Annotated in this window: 18 protein-coding genes; 10 read left to right on the top strand and 8 right to left on the bottom strand. The window is 69.0% G+C overall.

Annotation, left to right across the window (positions count from 1 at the left end; translation table 11 throughout):
• Positions 1-51 precede the first annotated feature (51 nt).
• Positions 52-882, top strand: a complete 831-nt coding sequence (locus ACGFH6_RS19170; protein ID WP_393385352.1) for an EamA family transporter — start codon at positions 52-54, stop codon at positions 880-882.
• Between the two features lie 372 nt (positions 883-1254).
• Here the strand turns inward: ACGFH6_RS19170 and ACGFH6_RS19165 are convergent, their stop codons facing one another.
• Positions 1255-2691: a S8 family serine peptidase gene (locus ACGFH6_RS19165; protein ID WP_393385350.1), complete on the bottom strand. Its 1437-nt coding sequence runs from the start codon at positions 2689-2691 to the stop codon at positions 1255-1257.
• A gap of 285 nt (positions 2692-2976) precedes the next feature.
• Here ACGFH6_RS19165 and ACGFH6_RS19160 point away from each other — a divergent pair, with 285 nt between their 5' ends.
• From ACGFH6_RS19160 to ACGFH6_RS19140, 5 genes are all read left to right on the top strand, one after another.
• Positions 2977-3726 (top strand): GntR family transcriptional regulator, encoded by a 750-nt coding sequence (locus ACGFH6_RS19160; protein WP_393385348.1) that lies wholly within the window; start codon positions 2977-2979, stop codon positions 3724-3726.
• The gene (locus ACGFH6_RS19155; RefSeq protein ID WP_393385346.1) at positions 3723-5039 is read left to right on the top strand and encodes a nitrate/nitrite transporter; all 1317 of its coding nucleotides are present in this window, start codon (positions 3723-3725) and stop codon (positions 5037-5039) included. The genes ACGFH6_RS19160 and ACGFH6_RS19155 overlap by 4 nt, the downstream gene beginning before the upstream one ends.
• 139 nt (positions 5040-5178) lie before the next feature.
• Positions 5179-6168 (top strand): ATP-binding cassette domain-containing protein, encoded by a 990-nt coding sequence (locus tag ACGFH6_RS19150; RefSeq protein ID WP_393385344.1) that lies wholly within the window; start codon positions 5179-5181, stop codon positions 6166-6168.
• On the top strand, positions 6165-6980 hold the full coding sequence (locus tag ACGFH6_RS19145) for an ABC transporter permease (RefSeq protein WP_393385342.1): 816 nt from the start codon (positions 6165-6167) through the stop codon (positions 6978-6980). The genes ACGFH6_RS19150 and ACGFH6_RS19145 overlap by 4 nt, the downstream gene beginning before the upstream one ends.
• A gap of 167 nt (positions 6981-7147) precedes the next feature.
• Positions 7148-7777: an NYN domain-containing protein gene (locus ACGFH6_RS19140; RefSeq protein WP_393385340.1), complete on the top strand. Its 630-nt coding sequence runs from the start codon at positions 7148-7150 to the stop codon at positions 7775-7777.
• 101 nt (positions 7778-7878) lie between these two features.
• On the opposite strand, the gene ACGFH6_RS19135 is transcribed toward ACGFH6_RS19140, so the two are convergent.
• Positions 7879-9231: a serine hydrolase domain-containing protein gene (locus ACGFH6_RS19135; protein ID WP_393385339.1), complete on the bottom strand. Its 1353-nt coding sequence runs from the start codon at positions 9229-9231 to the stop codon at positions 7879-7881.
• Between the two features lie 86 nt (positions 9232-9317).
• On the opposite strand from ACGFH6_RS19135, the gene ACGFH6_RS19130 reads away from it, so the two are divergent.
• A complete protein-coding gene (locus ACGFH6_RS19130; RefSeq protein ID WP_393385337.1) occupies positions 9318-12557 on the top strand; it encodes a BTAD domain-containing putative transcriptional regulator in 3240 nt (1079 codons plus the stop codon).
• On the opposite strand, the gene ACGFH6_RS19125 is transcribed toward ACGFH6_RS19130, so the two are convergent.
• The 3 genes from ACGFH6_RS19125 to ACGFH6_RS19115 all read right to left on the bottom strand — a co-directional run bounded on the left by ACGFH6_RS19125 (position 12544) and on the right by ACGFH6_RS19115 (position 14343).
• A complete protein-coding gene (locus ACGFH6_RS19125) occupies positions 12544-13170 on the bottom strand; it encodes a TetR/AcrR family transcriptional regulator (RefSeq protein ID WP_393385335.1) in 627 nt (208 codons plus the stop codon). The genes ACGFH6_RS19130 and ACGFH6_RS19125 overlap by 14 nt on opposite strands.
• Positions 13171-13294: 124 nt before the next feature.
• Positions 13295-13807: a DinB family protein gene (locus ACGFH6_RS19120; RefSeq protein WP_393385333.1), complete on the bottom strand. Its 513-nt coding sequence runs from the start codon at positions 13805-13807 to the stop codon at positions 13295-13297.
• Positions 13804-14343 carry a DinB family protein gene (locus ACGFH6_RS19115; RefSeq protein WP_393385331.1) on the bottom strand — a complete coding sequence of 180 codons (540 nt, stop codon included), beginning with the start codon at positions 14341-14343 and terminating at the stop codon, positions 13804-13806. Before ACGFH6_RS19115 ends, ACGFH6_RS19120 begins: the two co-directional genes overlap by 4 nt.
• 223 nt (positions 14344-14566) lie before the next feature.
• On the opposite strand from ACGFH6_RS19115, the gene ACGFH6_RS19110 reads away from it, so the two are divergent.
• Positions 14567-15256, top strand: a complete 690-nt coding sequence (locus ACGFH6_RS19110; protein WP_393385329.1) for a DUF433 domain-containing protein — start codon at positions 14567-14569, stop codon at positions 15254-15256.
• A 105-nt stretch (positions 15257-15361) separates the two neighbouring features.
• Here ACGFH6_RS19110 and paaK read toward each other — a convergent pair whose 3' ends face one another.
• From paaK to paaI, 3 genes are read right to left on the bottom strand one after another with little or no spacing between them, the layout of a single operon-like run.
• The gene (gene paaK, locus ACGFH6_RS19105) at positions 15362-16657 is read right to left on the bottom strand and encodes a phenylacetate--CoA ligase PaaK (protein ID WP_393385327.1); all 1296 of its coding nucleotides are present in this window, start codon (positions 16655-16657) and stop codon (positions 15362-15364) included.
• A gap of 15 nt (positions 16658-16672) precedes the next feature.
• Positions 16673-17878: a 3-oxoadipyl-CoA thiolase gene (pcaF, locus tag ACGFH6_RS19100; protein ID WP_393385325.1), complete on the bottom strand. Its 1206-nt coding sequence runs from the start codon at positions 17876-17878 to the stop codon at positions 16673-16675.
• On the bottom strand, positions 17875-18306 hold the full coding sequence (gene paaI, locus ACGFH6_RS19095) for a hydroxyphenylacetyl-CoA thioesterase PaaI (RefSeq protein WP_393385323.1): 432 nt from the start codon (positions 18304-18306) through the stop codon (positions 17875-17877). Before paaI ends, pcaF begins: the two co-directional genes overlap by 4 nt.
• A 73-nt stretch (positions 18307-18379) precedes the next feature.
• On the opposite strand from paaI, the gene paaN reads away from it, so the two are divergent.
• Both paaN and ACGFH6_RS19085 read left to right on the top strand, forming a co-directional pair.
• Positions 18380-20059: a phenylacetic acid degradation protein PaaN gene (paaN, locus tag ACGFH6_RS19090; RefSeq protein WP_393385321.1), complete on the top strand. Its 1680-nt coding sequence runs from the start codon at positions 18380-18382 to the stop codon at positions 20057-20059.
• Positions 20052-21437 carry a serine hydrolase gene (locus tag ACGFH6_RS19085; protein WP_393385319.1) on the top strand — a complete coding sequence of 462 codons (1386 nt, stop codon included), beginning with the start codon at positions 20052-20054 and terminating at the stop codon, positions 21435-21437. The genes paaN and ACGFH6_RS19085 overlap by 8 nt, the downstream gene beginning before the upstream one ends.
• Positions 21438-21439 lie beyond the last annotated feature (2 nt).

Below are 21439 nucleotides of genomic sequence, written 5' to 3'. Positions count from 1 at the left end.
TCTCAAGGCATAGGCGCAGGGCGGAGGTTGTCCGAGTGAGAGGGTGTAGCGGTGCTGGTGTTGATGGTGGTGCTCGGGGCGGCGGTGCTGCACGCGACCTGGAACGCGATGGCGCATGGTGCGCCGGACCGGGTCGCTGGGCTCGCACTGTTCGAGCTGGCCGCGGGGATCATCGGGCTGATCGCGGTGCTCGTGATGGGCCTGCCGCCGGACGGCACCTGGGGTTACATCATCGCGTCGGCCGTGCTGCACCTCGCGTATCTGGGTGGACTGCTCGCGTCGTACCAACTGGGTCAGTTCAGCCAGATGTATCCGCTGGCCCGGGGTACGTCGCCGTGGGTGGTGGCAGTGGTCTCGATCGTCGTACTGCATCAGGCATTGGCACTGGTCGAGTTGGCCGGGGTGCTGTTGATCTCCGCGGGGCTGATCGCGCTGGTGTTCATCGGGCGGCCGGGGCGGCGGCAAGCACCGGCGCTGCTGGCGGCCGTCGGCACCGGGCTGACGATCGCGTCGTACACGGTGGTGGACGGGCTGGCGGTCCACAAGATGCCCGTACTGACTTATATGGGCTGGGTGTTCATGCTCCAGGGTTTCCTGATGCCTCTGGTGGTGCTCGCCTGGCGCGGTCCGGGCGTGCTGAAACTGCCGCGCTCAGCGGTCCTTTCCGGGCTCGCCGGCGGTGTGGTGTCGATGGTCGCCTACGGGCTGGTCCTGTGGGCGCAGACCCGCGGCACGCTCGCCGCCATCGCGGCCCTCCGCGAAACCAGCATCATCTTCGGCGCCATCATCGGCGCAGTCTTCTTCGGCGAACGCTTCGGCCCCCGCCGCGCAATCGCCGCAGTCGTCGTGGTCGCCGGCATCGTCCTCATCAGCACAAGCTGACCGAGCGGCAGTAACCGGCGGACGTCCAAGCCCTCACAACCGTGACTTCGCAGAGGTGGTCCCGCGGGCCGGCGCCCGACCCTCGCGAATGTGATGGCCTGCACGTCCGCCAATTCACATGGGCCCGCCCCCGGACCACGGTCCGGGGGCGGTGTGCGCAGGGCGCCGCCACCCGACGATTTGAACGGACAACCCCTCAAGTGCCCCCTTCTCCCCTCGAAATACGAGCACAGAAGGGGCAAGCCGAGGGGTTATCCGTTCAAATGGGCCTGCCTCCGGGACCACGGTCCGCTGAAGGGGCGCGTGGTCGGCCGCGTGGTTCGGGGCGTAGCTGAGTGGGGGTCCTGGGCGGAGGACCCCCACTCGGACCGGTTAGCGATGTACTGCGTCGAGGGCGTCGGCGATGCCTTCACCGAAGAAGGCGTTGTTCGCGGTCGTCCCGGTGCAGCGGGCGTCCGGGGTGGTCGGGCAGGCGGTGTCGTCCGCCTCCTTGCGCAGTGCTCGCTCCAGGTCGCTCGGGCTCCACCACGGGTGCGCCGACTTCATCAGCGCGGCGATACCGGTGACGTGCGGCGACGCCATCGACGTACCGCTCATGTTTCCGTAGCGGCCACCCGGCAGGGTGGACAGGATCGAGCTGCCCGGGGCAGCGACGTCGATCTTGTTCAGGCCGAAGTTCGAGAAGCTACTGCGCGCCCTGGCCTGGGTCGTGCTCGCCACGGTGATCACACCGGGCAGCTCGGTCGGCATGTCCAGGCAGCTGTTGTTGATCTGCCGGGGGACCGGGGTCGAGTCGTTCGGGCTGCCGTTGTCGGTGGTCTTGTTGGCCAGGTCGTAGTTCGAGTTGCCGGCGGCCGCGACGGACAGCACTCCACGACCCGTCGCCCAGTCGTACGCGCGCCGCACCGCTTCCTGGACCGCGCCCTGGTCACCGTTGTCCTTGCACCAGAACTCGAACGGGTCGATGAAGTAGCTGTGATTGGTGATGTCCATGTGGTGCTCGGCGGCCCAGACGATGCCACAGATCGAGTACTCCGGGTAGATGAAGCCGTCGTCGTTGACCACCTTGACCGACGCGATCCGCACGCCGGGAGCGACACCGACGATGCCGACGCCGTTGCGGGCCGCGGCGACCGTCCCGGCCACGTGCGTGCCGTGGGAGCTGGTGGTCGGCCGCCAGGCACCCGCGGTGGTGTCCGGTACGCCGTTGTTCACGCAGTTCACCGAGTCCTCGGCGTCGAAGTTCGGCGCCAGGTCCTGGTGGGTGTCGTCCACACCGCTGTCGTTGATGCCGACCAGCACGCTGCGGGAGCCGTCGGTGACCGCGTGGGCCTGGTCCGCCTTGATCTGGACCATGTCCCACTGGTCGACCTCGCGCGGATCCGGCACCGGCGCCGCTTCGGCGTCCTCGACCGACTTCACTCCGGCGGCGGACTTCGCCGTACCGACCGGGCCCTCGCTGACCGCGGCGGTGCGGGTCGCGCCGACCGACTGGACCTCTCGCCCGTTGTGGCCCGCGCGCACGTCGGTGCGGAAGTCCGGGTTGGTCGACTGGGCGATCACCACCCCGAGCTGGCGGTACGACGTCACCACGGTCCCGCCGGCTGCCTTCACGGCGAGCTCGGCTTTGCGGACGTGACCGGGAGAGGCCTTGGTGTTGACCACGTAGTTCATCAATGGCCCGGGCGCCGCCGCTGACGCCTGGTCGGACGGAACGGCGTGGGCGGTGGCGGCACCGAGTGTCGTCAGGGTGAGCGCAGTGGCAGCCAGACCGGCTGTCCACCGGCGCGGACGGGAGCTTCGGGACACGCTGCCTCCTCGGAGCGGGGGGCCTGGGTGAGGTCGGGCCAGGCTCGGTATCCCGAGACTCTAGAGCGGATCGCGAACCCGTGGAGTCCTTCATCGACAACGCAGGGGAAACCCTCCACTTGTCACTACCTACAGTCCATCCGTTCACGCTCAGTTGCCCACATGCTGTGGATCGGCCTGTGGATAACTCGTGGACAAGCTGGGGAATACCTGGCCGCGGCGGTGGATTAGGGGTGTGTGTAGGATAGATACAACAGAGATACCGGTCGTATGGGTGGGAGTTCAGTGACTAGCGGGGTGCCGGAGAACGGGCCGGCAGTGTCGACGCCGAGGTCGGCGCTGGAGTTGGGCGAGGAGACCGCGGAGATCGCCCGGGTGGTGGTCGAGGCGGCGCCGGGGGTGGAGAAGATCCCGGCCGCCGAGCGGGTCTACGCCTACGTGAAGGCGGCGATCCTGGACCGGGTCTACCCGGGCGGCGAGCTGCTCACCGAAGGTGAGCTGGCCACCGCGGTCGGGGTGTCGCGGACGCCCGTGCGCGAAGCGTTGCTCCGGTTGGAGGAGTCCGGCCTGGTGAAGCTGTACCCGAAGAAGGGTGCACTCGTTCAGCCGGTGCTGCCGCAGGAGATCGACGATGTCCTGGAGGCCCGCGAGCTGCTCGAGACGCACGCCGCCGCGAAGGTCTGGCCGCGGCGCAAGCAACTCGTCGAGACCCTGACCCAGCGCGTCGACGAGATGCGCGAGCACCGCCGCAGCGGCGACGCGAAGAGCTTCCTGGAGGCCGATCGTGCGTTCCACGAGGCCATTGTCGGTGCCGCTGGCAACCAAATCCTAGCCAAGCTCTACAACAGCCTGCGCGACCGCCAGGTCCGGATGGGCGTGCCCGGCATCCAGATGCAGCCGGCCCGGATGGACAAGTCGATCGCCGCGCACCAGGAGATGATCGACGCCCTCGGCGGGAACAGCGTGAAGCGGTTCCGCGAGCTCGTCGTCGCCCACATCGACTCCGCCTCGGCGGACCTGCGGAGTTCGCGTTGACCGAACTCCTCTTCCCCCTCGGCGGACGTCGCGCCTGGGCGGTGTGGACCACTGCTGTCCTCACCTACCTCGTGACCGTGCTGCACCGTGGCTCGATGAGCGTGGCCGGCCTGCAGGCCGCCGAGCGCTTCCACATCTCCGCATCCGCGCTGGCCAGCTTCACCGTCGTACAGCTGACCGTGTACGCCGCCATGCAGGTGCCGGTCGGCGTACTGCTCGACCGGTACGGCTCCAAGCGGCTGCTGATCACCGCGTCCGGACTACTGTTCGTGGCGCAGACCGCGTTCAGTCTGGTCGACTCCTACCCGGCTGCGCTCGCGGCCCGCGCCGTACTGGGTGTGGGCGACGCACTGGTGTTCATCAGCGTGCTGCGGGTCGTCATGTCGTGGTTCCCCGCGTTGCGGCAGCCGGTGATGTCACAGGCGACCGGAATGCTCGGTGGTCTCGGCGCGATCGTGTCGACTGTGCCGATGTCCGCGGCCTTCCATGCTTTCGGCTGGACGACCACCTTCGCCGCTGCCAGTGTGCTCAGTCTGGTGACCGGCGTACTCGTCCTCTTCCTGATCAAGGACACGCCGTACGACGAGCCGCTGCACCGGACCAAGCAATCGGTCACCGAGGTGCGGCACAACCTGCGGCGGGCGTGGAAGGAGCCGGGCACCCGACTGGGGCTGTGGACCCATTTCACCACCAGCTTCTCCGGCAGCACCTTCGGACTGCTCTGGGGCTTCCCGTTTCTGGTGACCGGTGAGGGGCTGGCGCCGACGACTGCGGCGGCGATGCTGGTCCTGCCAGTCCTGGCAGGCCTCTGTTACGGCCCGCTGGTCGGTCGGTACGCCGCTCGGTTCCCGTTCTACCGCTCGTGGATCGTGCTGGCCGTGATCGCGGGGTCGGTGACGATGTGGACCGTCGTACTGCTCTGGCCCGGTCAGGCACCGCTGCCAGTGCTCCTGCTACTGATCGTCGTCCAGGCGGCTGGTGGTCCCGGGTCGATGCTCGGACTGGACTACGCCCGTACGTTCAACCCATCCACGCGGTTCGGGGCGGCGAACGGGATGGTCAACACTGGTGGGTTCATCGCCACGCTGCTGTGTATCGGCATGGTCGGCATCCTGCTCGACGCCTCGTCGGGCGGGGCGCCACAGACCATCACCGACTTCAAGTGGGCGCTGGCCTTCCAGTACGTGCTGTGGGCGATCGGCACCCGGCAGATCCTCAGGTACCGGCGTAAGGCCCGGGCCACGCTGGCCCGGTACAACCCGGAGATCTACGAGGCGCTGCGGGCCAACCAGGTCGTACCGCTGAAGGGCTAGGTCGTGTCTGCTGTCCCGCGGACACGACCTGTGCCAGCGGCTGGCATGCCCTGAGATGGCCTGACAGCCGAGTGCCAGGGCGGTGCCAGAGCGGTTCGGCACGGTAGTCCCAGTGAAGTGATTCCACTGGGAGGAACCGATGACCACAACGAACCAGGTCGCCATCGAAGCTGTTGGCTTGGTCAAGAAATATGGCAGCACCACCGCCCTGGCCGGCGTCGACCTGAGTGTGCCGACCGGCACCGTGCTCGGGGTCCTCGGGCCGAACGGGGCCGGCAAGACCACAGCGGTCCGCATCCTCGGCACCCTGCTCCGCCCCGACTCCGGCCACGCCACCGTCGGCGGGTACGACGTCGTCCGCGAGGCCGGCCGGGTCCGCGAGATCATCGGGCTGACCGGGCAGTACGCCTCGGTCGACGAGGACATGTCCGGCCGCCGGAACCTGATCATGATCGGGCGGCTGCTCGGCCACTCGCGGGAGCGGTCCCGCGCCAAGGCGGACCAGTTGCTGGAGCGGTTCGAGCTGACCGACGCCGGTGACCGGATCGCGAAGACGTACTCCGGCGGTATGCGCCGGCGTCTTGACCTGGCCGCGAGTCTGGTCGGCGACCCGAGCATCCTCTACCTGGACGAGCCCACCACCGGTCTCGACCCGCACGCCCGCAACGGCGTCTGGGAGACGATCCGCAACCTGGTGCTCGACGGGACCACGGTGCTCCTCACCACGCAGTACCTGGAGGAGGCCGACGCACTGGCCGACTCGATCATGGTGTTCGACAAGGGCCGGGTGGTCGCCTCCGGCCGGCCGGCCGAGTTGAAGGCCCAGGCCGGCAAGCAGTCGCTGGACGTCAGTCCGGCCGAGCCGGCCCACCTCGAGCGGGTCGCGGCGATCGTCGCCGAGTCGGTCGGCGTACGCCCGACCGTGGACGTGGTGAACGCCCGGGTGAGCGCGCCGGTCACCGACGGTTCGTCGATGCCGGTCGTGGTACGCCGCCTCGACGAGGAAGGCATCGCGGTCACCGAACTGGCGCTGCGGCTGCCCAGCCTGGACGAGGTCTTCCTCGCCCTGACCGGGCACACCGCCGAAGAGAAGAAGTACGACGCTGTCCTGGAAGGAGCGGGCCGATGAGCACCGCCGTTGTCGATGCACCGGCCCACGCGGGCCGCCGTACCAATCCGTTCGCCTGGGTGCAGCAGAGTCTGACCCTGGCCTGGCGCAACGTCGTCCGGATCCGGCAGAACCCGGAAGCCCTGGCGGACGTGACGTTCCAGCCGATCATCTTCCTGGTGCTGTTCCTGTTCGTCTTCGGCGGCGCGATCGCCCAGGGCGGGACGTGGCACGACTACCTGCCGTACCTGCTGCCCGGTCTGCTGGTGCAGACCGTGGTGTTCTCCACGATGGGCACCGGGGTGGCGCTGAACGACGACTTCGCCAAGGGAGTCTTCGACCGGTTCCGCAGTCTGCCGATCGCCCGGATAGCACCGTTGGTGGGTGCTGTTCTCGGTGATGCGGTGCGGTACACGCTGTCGATCGTGATCCTGATGGGGACCGGGTTCGCGCTCGGGTTCCGGTTCGGGAACGGGGTCGGGAACGGCCTGCTGGCGATGGTGATCGTGCTGCTGTTCGCACTGTCGATGTGCTGGATCTGGGTCTGGCTCGGGCTGACCCTGAAGACCGCGCAGGGTGTCCAGGGCGTCGCCTTCCTGGTGATGTTCCCGCTCACCTTCGGCAGCAACGTGTTCGTCCAGACGAGCACCCTGCCGGGCTTCCTGCAGGCCTTCGTGAACGTCAATCCGGTCAAGTACCTGGTCGACACCATGCGAGCCCTGATGCTGGGCGGCGACCTCCAGAAGCCCCTCCTCATCACCTTCGCCTGGATGATCGGCCTGGTAGCAGTCTTCGCCCCCCTAGCCATCCGCGCCTACCGCCGCCGCACCTGACCCCAACCCACAAAAGGGGCCGGGGGACCACCCCCGGCCCCTTCCATCTGCGTCATCTGACGTCTCTTCCGGCCTGCCCCGGCCAGGCCGGGGCAGATCGAACGGAGTTGTCCACAAGGGGAATCTTCCGTGCGGGGAACCGTGGTGCGCGTGGCTAGCCTGAGGCGGTGCGGATCAACGTGTATGTCGATGGGTTCAACCTGTACTACGGCTGCCTCAAGGGGCGGCCGTACAAGTGGTTGGACCTCGAGAGGATGTGTGGTCTGTTGCTCCGCCGGTTCGAGGTCGGGCGGATCCGGTACTTCACAGCGCACGTGAAGGAGCGGCCGGAGAATCTGCAGGCGCCGGTTCGGCAGCAGGCCTATCTCCGCGCCCTCGGCACTCTGCCCAGCGTCGAGATCCATTACGGCAGCTTCCTCACCAAACCCACCCGCATGCTGCTGGCCAACCCGCCGAGCTCCGGACCACGGACCGTCGAGGTGATCAAGACCGAGGAGAAGGGCTCCGACGTCAACCTGGCGACCTACCTGCTGGTGGATGCGTTCCGGGACGATGCCGAAGCCTTCGCCGTCGTGAGCAACGACTCGGATCTGACCGAGCCGATCAGGATCGTTCGGCATGAGCTCGGGAAGGTCGTAGGCCTGCTCAACCCCCAGCCCGTGCCCAGTCAGCGGCTCATGCTCTGCCGGCCGACCTTCGCGAAGCAGATCCGGGCCGGTGTGCTGGGCGCCAGTCAACTACCGGCACAGGTGGTGGACGGGTCGGGCGCGGTGATTCGGAAGCCTGCTGGGTGGTGAAAAAGCAGAAGCCCCACCGGAGTGGGGCTTCGCACCCAGCCACCGAGGCGACTGGGGGGATGGTCACAGGCTAGCCGATGGGTCGGGTCCCGGCAAACGGGTCAGTTGGGGAGGTGTTGGCCGAAGGCTAGGGGTTGGCGGGTGCAGAGGTAGGTTGCCCAGTGCAATTTTGTGGGGGTGCCGGTGGTGTCTCGGGTGATGCGGAGGAGTTCGCCGGTCTCGCGGCCGGAGACGGTGCGGTAGGTGTCCTCGGAGATGCGGGCGAAGACGGCCGGCTTGATGTGGTCGGGGGCGCCGAGGCCGGCCGCCTCGAGGGTGCCGGACTTGACCGAGAAGATGAACGGGCGGCCCTCGGAGAACCACGTGCCGAGGACACCTTCGAGCTCGGCCGGTACGGCGTCGCCCGGCAACCACGGGTCGGCGGGCAGCGGGTCGTCCTCGAGGACCTTGATCACCAGATCGGTGGCCAGCGCGCTCGGGGCCGGCGACGACGTCGAGTTGAACAGCGCGATCCCGGCCGTGCCGGACGGGCGGTGGACGAACGTCGAGGTGATGTGACCGGGCATGCCGCCGTCGTGCCCGACGAACACGCGGTCGCCGAGACGCAGCAGCATGAAGCCGAGCCCGAACGCGAGCTGCCACCGCTCCATGTCCGCCATCAGCTGCACCTGGCACATCTCGTCCACGGTGTCCTTCGACAGCACCTCATCGACAGGATCGGCCACGAACCTGGCCCACTTGGCCAGGTCCTCCGCCGTACTCGCCAGACCGCCGCAGGCGTTCAGCGCACCGAGATCGAGCAGCTTCTCCTGCACCGGTACGTCGCTGTACGGCGGCACGTAGTACCCGGTGGCCGCCGGTCCGCCGTCCATGCCGACCGTCGTACGGCGCATCTCCAGCGGGTCGAGGATCCGGGCCTTGATCGCGTCGTACCAGGGCCGGCCGTCGATCCGGGCGACGATCTCGCCGAGCATCGAGAAGACCAGGTTCGAGTAGTGAACCCGGTGGTGCGGCTTGCCGACCCGCTCGGCCTCGTTCCAGCCCGACACCAGCTCCTCGCGGTCCGGGAACTTCATCAGGTCCCAGACGTCGCCGACCGGCTCGCGCTGCATGCCGCTGGCGTGGCTGAGCATCTGCCGCACGGTGATGCCCTCGTGCTTGCTCTCCGGGATCAGCTTCTCGACCGTGTCGTCCAGGCTGAGCTTGCCTTCGTCGCGCAGCGCCATGATCGCGACCGCGGTCAGCGTCTTGCTCTGCGACGCGATCAGGAACTGCGAGTCCGCCGTCGGTGGCACCCCGGGCGACCCCAGGTCGGCCGATCCGGCTCCCTGCGACCAGGCCAGCGATCCGGCCCGGGCCACGGCCCCGACGACGCCGGGCACCCGTCCCTTGGTCTGCCGTTCGGAAACGATTCGAGTGAGAGCGGTCTGTGTACCCGCGGCGATGTCAGTCACGACTGCCGAGACTATGCGAAGGACGTGACAAAAGGCAGGGGGATTTGGACGGCCTCATGTGCGAGGCTGGAGGTGTGCGCATAGCGGTGCTTGGGCCTCTCGCGATGTGGGCGGCCGACGGGACTCCGCTGGACGTCCGCGGGGTCCGGCTGCGCGGATTGCTCGCCCGGCTCGCGCTCAGCGCCGGCCGCCCGGTGAGCGTCGAGACGCTGGTCGACGGACTGTGGGGCAGTGAGGCTCCCAGCGCGAACGCCCTGCAGTCGCTTGTCTCCCGCCTGCGCGCCGGCCTGCCCGCGACCGAGTCGAGCATCTCGGTCCAGTCCGGCCCGGCCGGCTATACGCTGACCATCGGCACCGACTGTGTCGACGCCCTCCAGTTCGAGGACCTGGTACGCCGGGGCCGCGGGCTGATCGGCTCCGATCCGGAGAAGGCGCACGCGCTGCTCACCCAGGCGGAGAAGCTGTGGCGCGGCGAAGCGCTCGCCGACCTCCGCGACCTGCCGTTCGCATCGGTCGAGGCCGACCGGCTGAGTGAGCTCCGGCTCGCCGCGGCCGAGGATCTCGCCGAGGCCGCCGTCCGCTGCGGTCACGCCCGCGACCGCATCACCGAGCTCGAAGGCCTCGCCGTCGCCCATCCACTCCGCGAGCGCGTCCACGAACTGCTGATCAGAGCCCTGTACGCCGATGGCCGGCAAGCCGAGGCGTTGGCGGCGTACGAGCGCGTCCGGGCAACCCTCGCGGACGAGCTCGGTGCGGACCCCGGCACCCGTCTGCGCGAGCTGCACGTCGCCGTACTGCGTGGGGACTCGGTGGACCCGGTGGCGACCGACGGTGTCGTGCCGGCGACGACGGCTGCCGCGCCACACAGCAACCTGCGTGCACCGATGACCAGCTTCGTCGGCCGCCGCGAGGACGTGACCGAGCTGGAGCGACTGCTGAACAACGGGACGCGACTGGTGACCATGGTCGGTCCTGGTGGCGCCGGGAAGACCAGACTGGCGACAGAGACCGGACGGTCCCTCGTTGCGCAGAGCGGCGACGGCATCTGGTTCGTCGAGCTCGCGCCACTCGGCGACGCTGCGGAGGTCGCGCCCGCAGTCCTGTCCGCGCTCGGCGCGACCGAGTACATCGACACTCCGCAGAGCGCTCTGGGGGCACCGAGGCGGCTTCCGGCGTCGAAGGCCGCGACCGAGCGGCTGGTGGACGTCATCGCGGACCGCCGGGTCCTGCTCGTGCTGGACAACTGCGAGCACCTCGTGCACGAGGTCGCCGCCCTGGTCGACTCGTTGCTCGCGGCCTGCCCGCGACTGCGGGTGCTGACGACCAGCCGTGAGCCGCTGAGCATTCCCGGCGAGCTCCTGCACCCGGTCGGCCCGTTGGGGCTCCCGCCCGAGGATGCGGTCGACGACCAGTACCCGGCGATCCAGCTGTTCGTCGACCGGGCCCGCGCCGTACGACCGGACTTCGCCCTGATCGACGCGAACCGGGGAGCGGTCGCGGAGATCTGCCGCCGGCTGGACGGCATGCCACTGGCGATCGAGCTCGCGGCGGCACGGCTGCGCGCGCTCACGCCGGAGCTGATCGTGGAGCGGCTCGCCGACCGCTTCCGCTTGCTGACCAGCGGATCGCGGACCGCGCTGCCCAGGCACCAGACGTTGCGCGCGGTCGTGGAGTGGAGCTGGGAGCTGCTCGATCCAGACGAGCAGGCGGTGGCCCGACGGCTGTCCCTGTTCTCCGGCGGCGCGACCCTGGAGGCCGCCGAGCAGGTCTGCAGCGACCGCAACCTGCCGCCCGACGCGATTCTCGGCGTACTGGCGTCTCTTGTCGACAAATCGCTCGTGGAAGCGGCGGCCGGCGAGCGCTCGGTGCGGTACCGGATGCTCGAGACGGTTCGGGCGTACGGCGCCGAGCAGCTCGAGCTGGCCGGTGAGCGCGAGCGCTTCCGGCACGCACACACGATGTACTTCAGCCGGTTGCTGCGGCAGGCCAAGCCGAAGCTGCGGACCGGCGAGCAGATCCAATGGATCGCCCGGCTGACCGCGGAGAACGAGAACCTGCTCGACGCGCTCCGCACTGCGATCGACACCGGCTCGGCGCGCGTCGCCGTCCAACTCGTCTCGGTGCTGGGCGAGTACTGGAACATGAGCGGCCGTCCGTCCGAAGCGGTCGGCTGGATGCAGGCGGCGCTCGCCGTACCGGGACCGACATCGCCGCACGATCGGGCGATGGCCCTGATGCTGTACTCGATCGGCACGCTGTCCATCAGCGAGGATCCGGGCGCGAACTTCCACCAGGCGATCCGCGGGCTCGCCGAGGTGCGGTGGCTGAGCCGGCGTCATGAGCACGTCGCACAGTCCGGGGTCGGGATGTTCACGAACGCCGTGTGGGCGATGATTCGCCGGGACAAGGCCGCGTCGTTCCGCGAGCTCGAGGCGGCCCGCGAGCACGACGACCCCTGGACCCGGAACCTGGCCGTGATGATGACGGCGATGTTCCGCGAGAACGACGGCGAGGTCGACCAGATGGCGGCCGACCTGACCGTGGCGCTGGACGGCTTCCGTCAGATCGGCGATCGCTGGGGTACGTCGATGGCCCTGCGCGGACTGTCGAGTTTCCAGGGCAGCCGCGGCGATCACGAGAGCGCGCTCAAGTCGCTGGACGAGGCCCTCAGCCTGATCGGTGAGCTCGGCACGACCGAGGGAGTGTCCCAGCTGCTCGGCCAGAGTGCGGCGGAGCGGCTCGAGCTCGGCGACATCGACGGCGCTCGTGCGGACCTGGCCCGAGCGATGCAGCTGGCCGAGGAGACGGGGTCACGGGGCGGTCAGGGGATGGCGTACCTGGGCTTGTCGCGTGTCGCCTATCGGACCGGCCGGCTGGACGAGGCCAAGGAGCTGGGCGAACGGGCGTACTCGATGCTCGACCTCGAGATGGAGCGGATGGCGCCGCAGGGCCAGGCGATGATGCTGGCGAACCTCAGCCGGGTGCATATCGCGCGCAACGAGCTCGACGAGGCGCGCCGCTACGGCAAGCAGGCGATCGAGCTCGGTCTGTCCGCCGACGACATGCCGGTGGCGTCGATCATCGTCGAGGTCCTGGCGGACGTGGAGGAGTTGGCCGGCGAGCCCGAGCTCGCGGCCCGGACCCTGGGCATGGCGGCCGCGATGCGCGGGCTGCGGACGGTCGCCGACGCCGACGTCCGGGCCGCGTTCGACCGGCTGCAAGAGGCCCTGGGCAACGATGCGTTCGACGCCGCGTACGACGCCGGCGCGTCGCTGCCCCGGGACCAGGTGGTGCTCGAACTGCGGAAGCGGGTCAGCTCGTCATGAGCTGAACGGCCAGCTCACGCAGGGACTGCTGCACCGTCTGTTCGGGCGGTCGCGGGTCGGTCAGCATCCAGTCGTAGACCACGGTGTTCACCGCGCCGAAGAAGGCCAGCCCGAGGAACCGGAAGTCCTTGGGCTTGATCTCGCCGCGGCCGACCGCGGTCTCGCCGAGGTCGTTCACGCTGCCGATCAGCAGCTCCCGGAAGGCGATCCGCTGCTCCTCGACGGCGGGACTGGTACCGACCACTTCGACGAACGAGATCCGCGCCTGCCGCAGGTCGGCCATGATCGTGCGCAGGTAACTGTCGACGGCCGCGGAGATCCGCTCGCCGACCGGCCGGTCGGCGGTCCGGCGCAACGCGTCGCCGGTGGTCCGCACCGCCGTTTCGATCACCTGCGCATGCACCGCGAGCAACACGGCTTCCTTGTTCTGGAACTCGTGGTAGAAGTGGCGGGTGGAGACTTTCGCCTGTGTACACAGGCGTTCCACCGATGTCGCGGGATAGCCTTCGGTCCCGAACAACTCCAGCGCGGCGGCGAGCAGTCGCTCCCGCCGCGCAGCCTTCCACTCCTCGACGGACCGCCCGGAATAACGGCGTACGGAGGGTTCCCTCATCACACCTCTTGTCGCTACCCCGTGCCAGATGCCGGACATCCTATCCACCACTCGGCGCCGCTGTAACCGGGTTACCGGGGAGGGTGGTCATCGGGTGAAGACCACCCACCCCGGAGTCCTCGGATCAGTTCAGCTTCTCGTAGCCGGTGGTGCCGTCCAGCAGTTCCCGGATGATGTCCAGGTGCCCGAGGTGACGGGCGGTCTCCTCGATCATGTGGCAGAGGATGTACCGCATCGACGCCTGCCCGGAGTCACGGACCACGGCCCGTTCGACGTCACCCAGGTCGAAGCCGGCGATGATCTCGTTCGATCGGGCGCATTCGGCGTCGTACTCGTCGAGCAGTTGGGCGAGCGGTACGTCGTCGACGAACATCTCGGCGTCGGGATGCCCGCCCTCCTTCCACGGAGTCTGCCCCTCGTCCGGCGTACCGAGGAGGTTCTCGGTGAACCAGGAGTACTCGATCCAGCGCAGATGCGCGACCAGCCCGGCGACCGTCGTGAGCGGCGACGTGGGCAGCAGGCTGCGATGTGCGTCGGCCTCGTTCAGACCCTCGCACTTCACTCGCACCAGCGAGCGCAGATGACCGAGCCAGCCGGTCAGCTGGGTCCGTTCGTCCGCTGTCAGTGGCGGCCTCATGCCGGGTCCTCGTTCGGACGGGTGTAGCCGGTGGTGCCGTCGAGGAGTTCCCGGATGATGTCGAGGTGGCCGACATGGCGCGCGGTCTCCTCGATCATGTGGCAGAGGATGTAGCGCAAGGACGCGGCATCACCCTTCGCGGCGTACGGGCCCTGCTCGAGCGCATCCAGCGAGTGCGTGGCGATGGTCTCGTTGGATCGCGCGCACTCGGCGTCGTACTCGTCCAGCAGTTGGGCGATGGGTATGTCGTCGACGAACATCTCGGCGTCGGGGTGACCGCCTTCTGTCCACGGGGTCTGGCCGGTGTCGGCGACGCCGGCCAGGGCGAGCTGGAACCACGAGTACTCGTTCCAGCGCAGATGCGCGACCAGGCCGGCCATCGTCATCAGCGGCGACGTCGGCAGAAGCTTGCGGTGGGCATCTTCTTCGCCGAGCCCCTGGCACTTCATCCGGACGAAGGAACGTTGCAGGTCGAGCCATCCGGTCAGCTGGACGCGCTCGTCGGCGGTCAGCGGCGGACGCTGTACTTCGGTCATTGAAAGCTCCTGTACTGAAGTGGAGCCGCCCGGTCTCAGCCGCGGGTACGGCGGACGGGCAGCACGACGGTCGAACTCGACATCGCGCTCACCTCCTCTCCGCCGCCGGGGGATGCCGATCCCTCCGGCAGGCAGCACGATACACAGCCGGGATCCCGGCCGGAAACCCGGTTTCTGGCACTCTGGTGCTTGAAAGCGCCCGCACCGCGCGAAGAGGTGAGACGTGGATCCACGGTTCGACCTGCCGCTGTACACACGTGCCGAGGTGGCGCTCCAACTCGGGTTGCCCGCGACGACGCTGGGGGACTGGTTGCGGTCGGGGGCGCTGGAGGCGGGCAGCGGTGGACGCGGGGAGCCGACGATCACCTTCGCCGGGCTGGTCGAGACGCATATGCTGCGACAGCTCAGGTACGCCGGGCTGTCGCTGCAGGCGATCGGTGAAGCGGCGATCGCGCTGCGGTCCCGCGCCGGGCGGCACTACCCGCTGGCGTGGTCCGGGCTGGCGCACGACGGCCGGGATCTGCTCGTCGAGATCGCCGCCGAGGGCCGCGAACAGGGCTGGGAACGCATCCGCGACAGCCAAGGCGGTCTGCCCGGCGTCCTTCGCCGGGGATCGGCCGCGATCGGCTGGGCCGACGACGGGTACGCCGCAACGCTGCGGCTGGTCATCTATCACGATGTGGATGTCCTCGTGGATCCGGAACGAGCCGGCGGCCAGCCGCTCGTCGAGGGCTCCGAGGTCCGCGTCGAGGACGTCATCGATCGGGTCCGCACCGGGGCGACGTACCGCGAGATCGCCGCCAAGTTCAACCTCGAAGACTTCGAGGTCGAGGCCCTGGTCCGCCCCCACATCCGCCCACCCGCCTTCCGCAAGGCCGGCCACCCACGATCCCAGGCCGACGCATTGCTGTGAGTGGGACATTTCGACAGGACGTGGTGGGGGCAGGTGCTGCCATCGCCGCGTGGATACGCTCGCCGGTCGGCCGCTCCGCGCGACACCTCCTGTCGAGCCGTACGCCTACCGCTCGTCCTTGATCCGTTTCGCCTTACCCAAGGACCGTTCGAGGGCGTGCGGGGCGAGGACCTCGACGGTGGCGGTGACGCCTACTCGGTCTTTGATGCGGCGGGCGAGTTGAGTGCCGGCGGTGGCGGGGTCGGTGAGGCCGGGGGCCCCTTCGACCTGGACGGTGAGTTCGTCGAGGCGGCCGGGGCGGGTGAGGACGCAGAGGTAGTGCGGGGTCAGGCCCTCGACCAGCAGGATCTGTTCCTCGATCTGGGTGGGGAACACGTTGACGCCGCGGACGATCATCATGTCGTCGGTGCGGCCGGTGATCTTCTCCATCCGCCGCATCCCCGGCCGTGCTGTCCCCGGGAGCAGCCGGGTCAGGTCCCGTGTGCGATAACGTAGTACCGGAAAGGCTTCCTTGGTCAGCGTGGTGAAGACCAGTTCGCCGACCTCGCCGTCCGGCAGCACCTCGCCGGTCACCGGGTCGATGATCTCCGGGTAGAAGTGGTCCTCCCAGATGTGCAGGCCGTCCTTGGTCTCGACACATTCCTGCGCGACACCCGGACCCATCACCTCGGACAGGCCGTAGATGTCGACGGCGTGCATCCCGGTCCGCTGCTCGACCTCGGTGCGCATCTGTTCGGTCCACGGTTCGGCGCCGAAGATGCCGATCCGCAGCGAGGTGTCCCGCGGATCCAGGCCACGCGCCTCGAGTTCGTCCACGATGGCAAGGAAGTACGACGGGGTGACCATGATGATCCGGGCACCGAAGTCACGGATCAGGTCGACCTGCCGTTCGGTCATCCCGCCGGACACCGGTACGACGGTGCACCCCAACCGCTCGGCGCCGTAGTGCGCCCCGAGGCCGCCGGTGAACAGACCGTAGCCGTAGGCAACATGGCACACATCGCCCGCACGCCCACCGGCCGCCCGGATCGACCGCGCCATCAGGTCCGCCCACGTATCCACATCCCGCCGCGTGTACCCGACCACCGTCGGCCGTCCCGTCGTACCCGACGAGGCATGCACCCGCACCACCTCGGACCGCGGTACGGCGAACATCCCGAACGGATAGTTGTCGCGCAGATCCGCCTTGGCCGTGAACGGCAACCGGCCCAGGTCCTCCAGCGACTTCAGGTCGCCCGGCGCGAAGCCGACCGAGTCCAGCGCCGCCCGATAGTGCGGGACGTTCTCGTACGTCGTCCTGATCGTTGTCTGCAGCAACGACAGCTGACGGGACCGGAGTTCGTCGACGGACAGCCGTTCACCGTCGTCACGCAGGTCCTCGGGACAGGGATCGCCGAGCATCACACCACCTACCGATCAGGGACGGGCGAGCAGGGTCGCGATGCCCTGACCCACTCCGATGCACATGGTTGCCAGCGCGTACCCGGCGTCGCGGTGGCGAAGCTCCAAGGCGGCGGTGAGAGCGAGGCGAGCGCCGGACATCCCGAGGGGGTGGCCGAGGGCGATGGCGCCGCCGTTCGGATTGACGTGCTCGGCGTCGTCGGGGAGACCGAGCTCGCGCAGTACCGCCAGCGACTGGGATGCGAACGCCTCGTTGAGTTCGATCGCGCCGATGTCGGACAGTGCGACGCCGGTGCGGGCGAGCAGTTTGCGGGTGGCGGGCGCCGGACCGATGCCCATGATCCGCGGCGGCACGCCGGCGGCCGCCGTACCGGCGATCCGAGCCAGCGGCGTGACGCCGAGGCGATCGACCGCGTCGCCGCTCATCACCAGCAGAGCCGCCGCGCCGTCGTTCACGCCCGACGCGTTGCCGGCGGTGACCGTTCCCGGCGTGCGGAACGGAGTCTTCAACCCGGCCAGCGCCTCCAGGGAGGTCTCACGCGGGTGCTCGTCGGTATCGACGACCGTCACCGCACCCCGCTTGCCGTGGACCTCGACCGGGACGATCTCCTCGGCCAGCCGCCCGTTCGCCTGGGCCTTCGCGGCCCGCTGCTGGCTGCGTAGCGCGAACAGATCCTGGTCCTCGCGAGAGACGCCGAACTCCGCGGCCACGTTCTCCGCGGTCTCGGGCATCGAGTCGATCCCGTACTGCGCCTGCAGGACCGGGTTCACGAACCGCCAGCCGATCGTGGTGTCGAAGATCTCCGCCTGCCGGGAGAACGCGGTCGTCGCCTTCGGCATCACGAACGGCGCCCGCGACATCGACTCGACCCCGCCGGCGATCACGATCTCGTTGTCGCCGGCAACGATCGACCGCGCGGCCGAGGCGACCGCGTCCAGACCGGAGCCGCAGAGCCGGTTGATCGTCGACCCCGGAACCTCGACCGGCAGACCGGACAGCAGCACCGCCATCCGGGCCACGTTGCGGTTGTCCTCGCCGGCCTGGTTCGCACAGCCGAGGATCACGTCGTCGATCAGCGAAGGATCGAGCGAGCTGTGCCGGGCCAGCAACGCGGACACCGCGTGCGCGGCCAGGTCGTCGGGCCGGACAGTCGCGAGCGCACCGCCGTACCGTCCGATCGGCGTACGCACGCCGTCGACCAGGAACGCCGCACGGGTCATGACTCCTCCTCCGAGGCCAGGATCGTGCCGGACAACTGCCGGCTGCGGCCGCGGAACTCGGCGATCACCTCGTCGCCGCGCCGGACCGTCACGTCGTAGATCGCGTTCCGGCCGAAGGCGGTGCGCTCCTGGGCCTCGGCGACCAGCAGGTCCCCGCGCCGGGCCGGGGCGACGAAGACGATGTCGCAGGCCTGCGCGACGGTCACCTGGTTGCGCGAGTTGCAGGCGAACGCGAACGCGGAGTCGGCCAGGCTGAACACGAATCCACCATGCGCGATCCCGTGCCCGTTGACCATGTCCTCGCGCACCGGCATCTCGAGCCGGGCCGTGCCCTCGCCGACGTCGACCAGCCGCATGCCGAGGCCGGCGCTGGCGGTGTCCTCCGCCCACATCGCCGCGGCCACTCGGGCCGCCAGCTCGTCACCCATGGATTCGCCTCATCGAGAACTACTGTTGTGACAACCTATCTCTGATTGTGCCGTTGACTGTAACATCGCAGCCATGACCACCACCGGTACCGATCGGCTCGCCACCCACCGCGAACGCTTGGACGCCGCCATCGCGGCCATCCGCGGCCGTGGTTACCACTCCGCCTTCCCGGAGTCTCCCAGTCCCCGGGTGTACGGCGAGACGGCGGCCGCCGACGGCAAGGCCGCCTTCGAGGCCCATCTGAGTACGACGTACGCCCTGGACACCCCGGGATCGCGGGGCACGGTCGTCACCGAGCAGTCGCCGTTCGGGATCACCATGGACGTGGCTTACCCGCGGACGGTCGAGGACGGGCTGGACGAGCTGATGGCGGCGGCTCAGCAGGGCATCTCCGACTGGCGCAAGGCCGGGATCGACGCCCGGACAGGCGTCACGCTGGAGATCCTCGCCCGGCTGCACCAGCGGGTGTTCGAGCTGGCCAACGCGGTCCAGCACACCAGCGGGCAGGCGTTCGTGATGGCGTTTCAGGCCGGCGGCGCGCACGCGCTGGACCGGGCGCTGGAGGCGGTCGCGTACGCCTACGAGGAGATGAACCGGTACCCGGCCGAGGCCACCTGGGAGAAGCCGGCCAAGGGCAACCCGATCCGGATGGAGAAGACGTTCACCGTCACCGGCCGCGGTGTCGCGCTGGTGATCGGCTGCAACACGTTCCCGACCTGGAACTCGTGGCCCGGCCTGTTCGCGTCGCTGGTCACCGGCAACGCCGTCGTGGTGAAGCCGCACCCGCTCGCGGTCCTGCCGCTGGCGATCACCGTCGAGGTCTGCCGCGAGGTGCTCGCCGAGGCCGGCTTCGACCCGAACCTGGTCACCGTGGCCGTGGAGCGCGCCGGCGACGGCCTGGCCAAGCCGCTGGCCCAGCGGCCCGAGGTCAAGCTGATCGACTTCACCGGCGGCAGCGAGTTCGGTGAGTGGCTGGAGCAGAACGCGACCCAGGCGACCGTGTTCACCGAGAAGGCCGGCGTCAACGCGGTCGTCATCGACTCCACCGACGCGTTCAAGGCGCTCTGCGGGAACCTCGCGTTCACACTGTCGCTGTACTCGGGCCAGATGTGCACCACCACCCAGAACATCTTCGTCCCGGCCGGTGGGATCGAGACCGACGAGGGGCACAAGTCCTTCGACGAGGTCGGTGCGGGCATCGCCGGCGCGATGGGCAAGCTGCTCGGCGACGACGCCCGCGCGGTGGAGATCCTCGGCGGGATCGTGAACCAGGCCGTGATCAGCCGGCTCGAGCTCGCCCCGGAGTACGGCGAGGTCGTGCTGGAGTCCCGGGCGATCCAGCACCCGTCCTTCCCGGACGCGGTGGTGCGTACGCCGCTCCTGGTTGCGATCGACGCCAAGGACGAGGAGGTGTACGGGCACGAGTGCTTCGGGCCGGTGTCGTTCCTGGTGCGGACCGCGGACACCGCGGAGTCGATCGACCTCTTCCGGTCGACCGTCACCGAGGGCGGCGCGATGACCGCCGGGATCTACTCGACCGACCCGGGGGTGCTCGACCAGGCCCGCGACGCCGCACTCGACGCCGGGGTCGCCCTGTCGGAGAACCTGACCGGCCAGGTGTTCGTCAATCAATCGGCTGCTTTCAGCGATTTCCACGGCACCGGCGCGAATCCGGCCGCCAACGCGACATACACCGACGGCGCATACGTTGCGAGTCGCTTCCGCGTCATTCAATCTAGGCGTCATGTCTGACGCTCCGGATTCCGAGAACCTGCGCGAAGTACTCGCCTACTACGACACCTGGCTGGCGTTCAACCAACGCTTCCAGCGGGTGCCCGGGGTCCAGGTCGCGGTGTACGCCGGGAACGGCGTCGCCTTCTCGGCGGCGTACGGAATGGCGGACGTGGAGGACGACCTACCGCTGACCGAACAGCACCTGTTCCGGATCGCGTCGCACTCGAAGACGTTCACCGCGACGGCCGTGTTCCAGCTGGTCGAGCACGGTCGGCTGCGGCTGGACGACAAGGCGTCGCAACACGTCACGGAGATCCTCGGCACGCCGCTGGGCGAGCGGACCGTCCGTGAGTTGCTGGCGCACGCCGGCGGGATCACCCGGGACAGCGACGCGGCCGACTGGTGGCAGCTCGCGACCAAGTTCCCGGACCGTGACGAGCTGCTGGAGGTACTTCGGCAGGAGTCGTCGGCCGTGCTGCCGGAGAACGAGCGCTTCAAGTACACGAACATCGGGTACGGCCTGCTCGGTCTGGTGGTGGAGGCCGCGTCCGGGACGTCGTACAACTCCTATGTCCAGACCGCGATCGTGGACAAGCTGGGGCTGTCCGGACTCGGGCCGGAGCTGGATCCTGCCCGGCTGACGGAGTACGCCGCGGGCTACAGCGCCCTGTCGTACGCCCCGGACCGGGTCCCGATCGAGCACGTCGACACCCGGGCGCTGGCCTCGGCGACCGGCTTCTTCGGCAACGCCCGGGATCTGGTCACCTACTTCTCCGCGCACCTGCCCGGCGACGACCGGCTGCTGACGGACAAGTCGAAGCGCGAGATGCAGCACCCGCTGTGGCAGACGACGCGGGACGACTGGCCGCGCTACGGGCTGGGTCTGGACATCGTGAAGACCGGCGACCGGCAGCTGTTCGGGCACGGTGGCGGCTACCCGGGGCACACCACCCGGTCCATGGTCGACGGGTCCGCCCGGATCGCGGTCTCCGTACTGACGAACTCGATCGACGGTCCGGCCGGGCCGTTCGCCGAGGGATTCTTCCGCCTGCTCGATCTGGCCGAGTCGAAGGATCGCCCGGCCGACCCGGCCGATCTGGCCCGCTTCACCGGTCGGTACGCCAACGTCTGGGGCGTCAGCGACATCGTCCTGCTCGGTGGCCGGCTCTATGCCCTCGATCCGGCCCAGGGCAATCCGGCGGACAGGCCGACCGTGCTGGAAGCCGACGGCGACACGCTGCTCGTGACCGACGACTCCGGAGCCGGCACCTACGGGCAGCGGTACAGGTTCACCTTCGACGCGGACGGACGGCCCGACACGATCCGCGGCGCCCACGGCCTGCTCGTCCAGCCCATCGACCGCTTCACCCTGCCGCCCCGCGTGACCGCGCGGTAAGT

The sequence above is a fragment of the Kribbella sp. NPDC049227 genome (genome assembly GCF_043197265.1).
In the GTDB taxonomy this organism is placed as follows: Bacteria; Actinomycetota; Actinomycetes; order Propionibacteriales; family Kribbellaceae; genus Kribbella.
The sequence above is the reverse complement of the archived record's forward strand: the minus strand, read 5'-3'. Positions and strand labels throughout refer to the sequence as shown.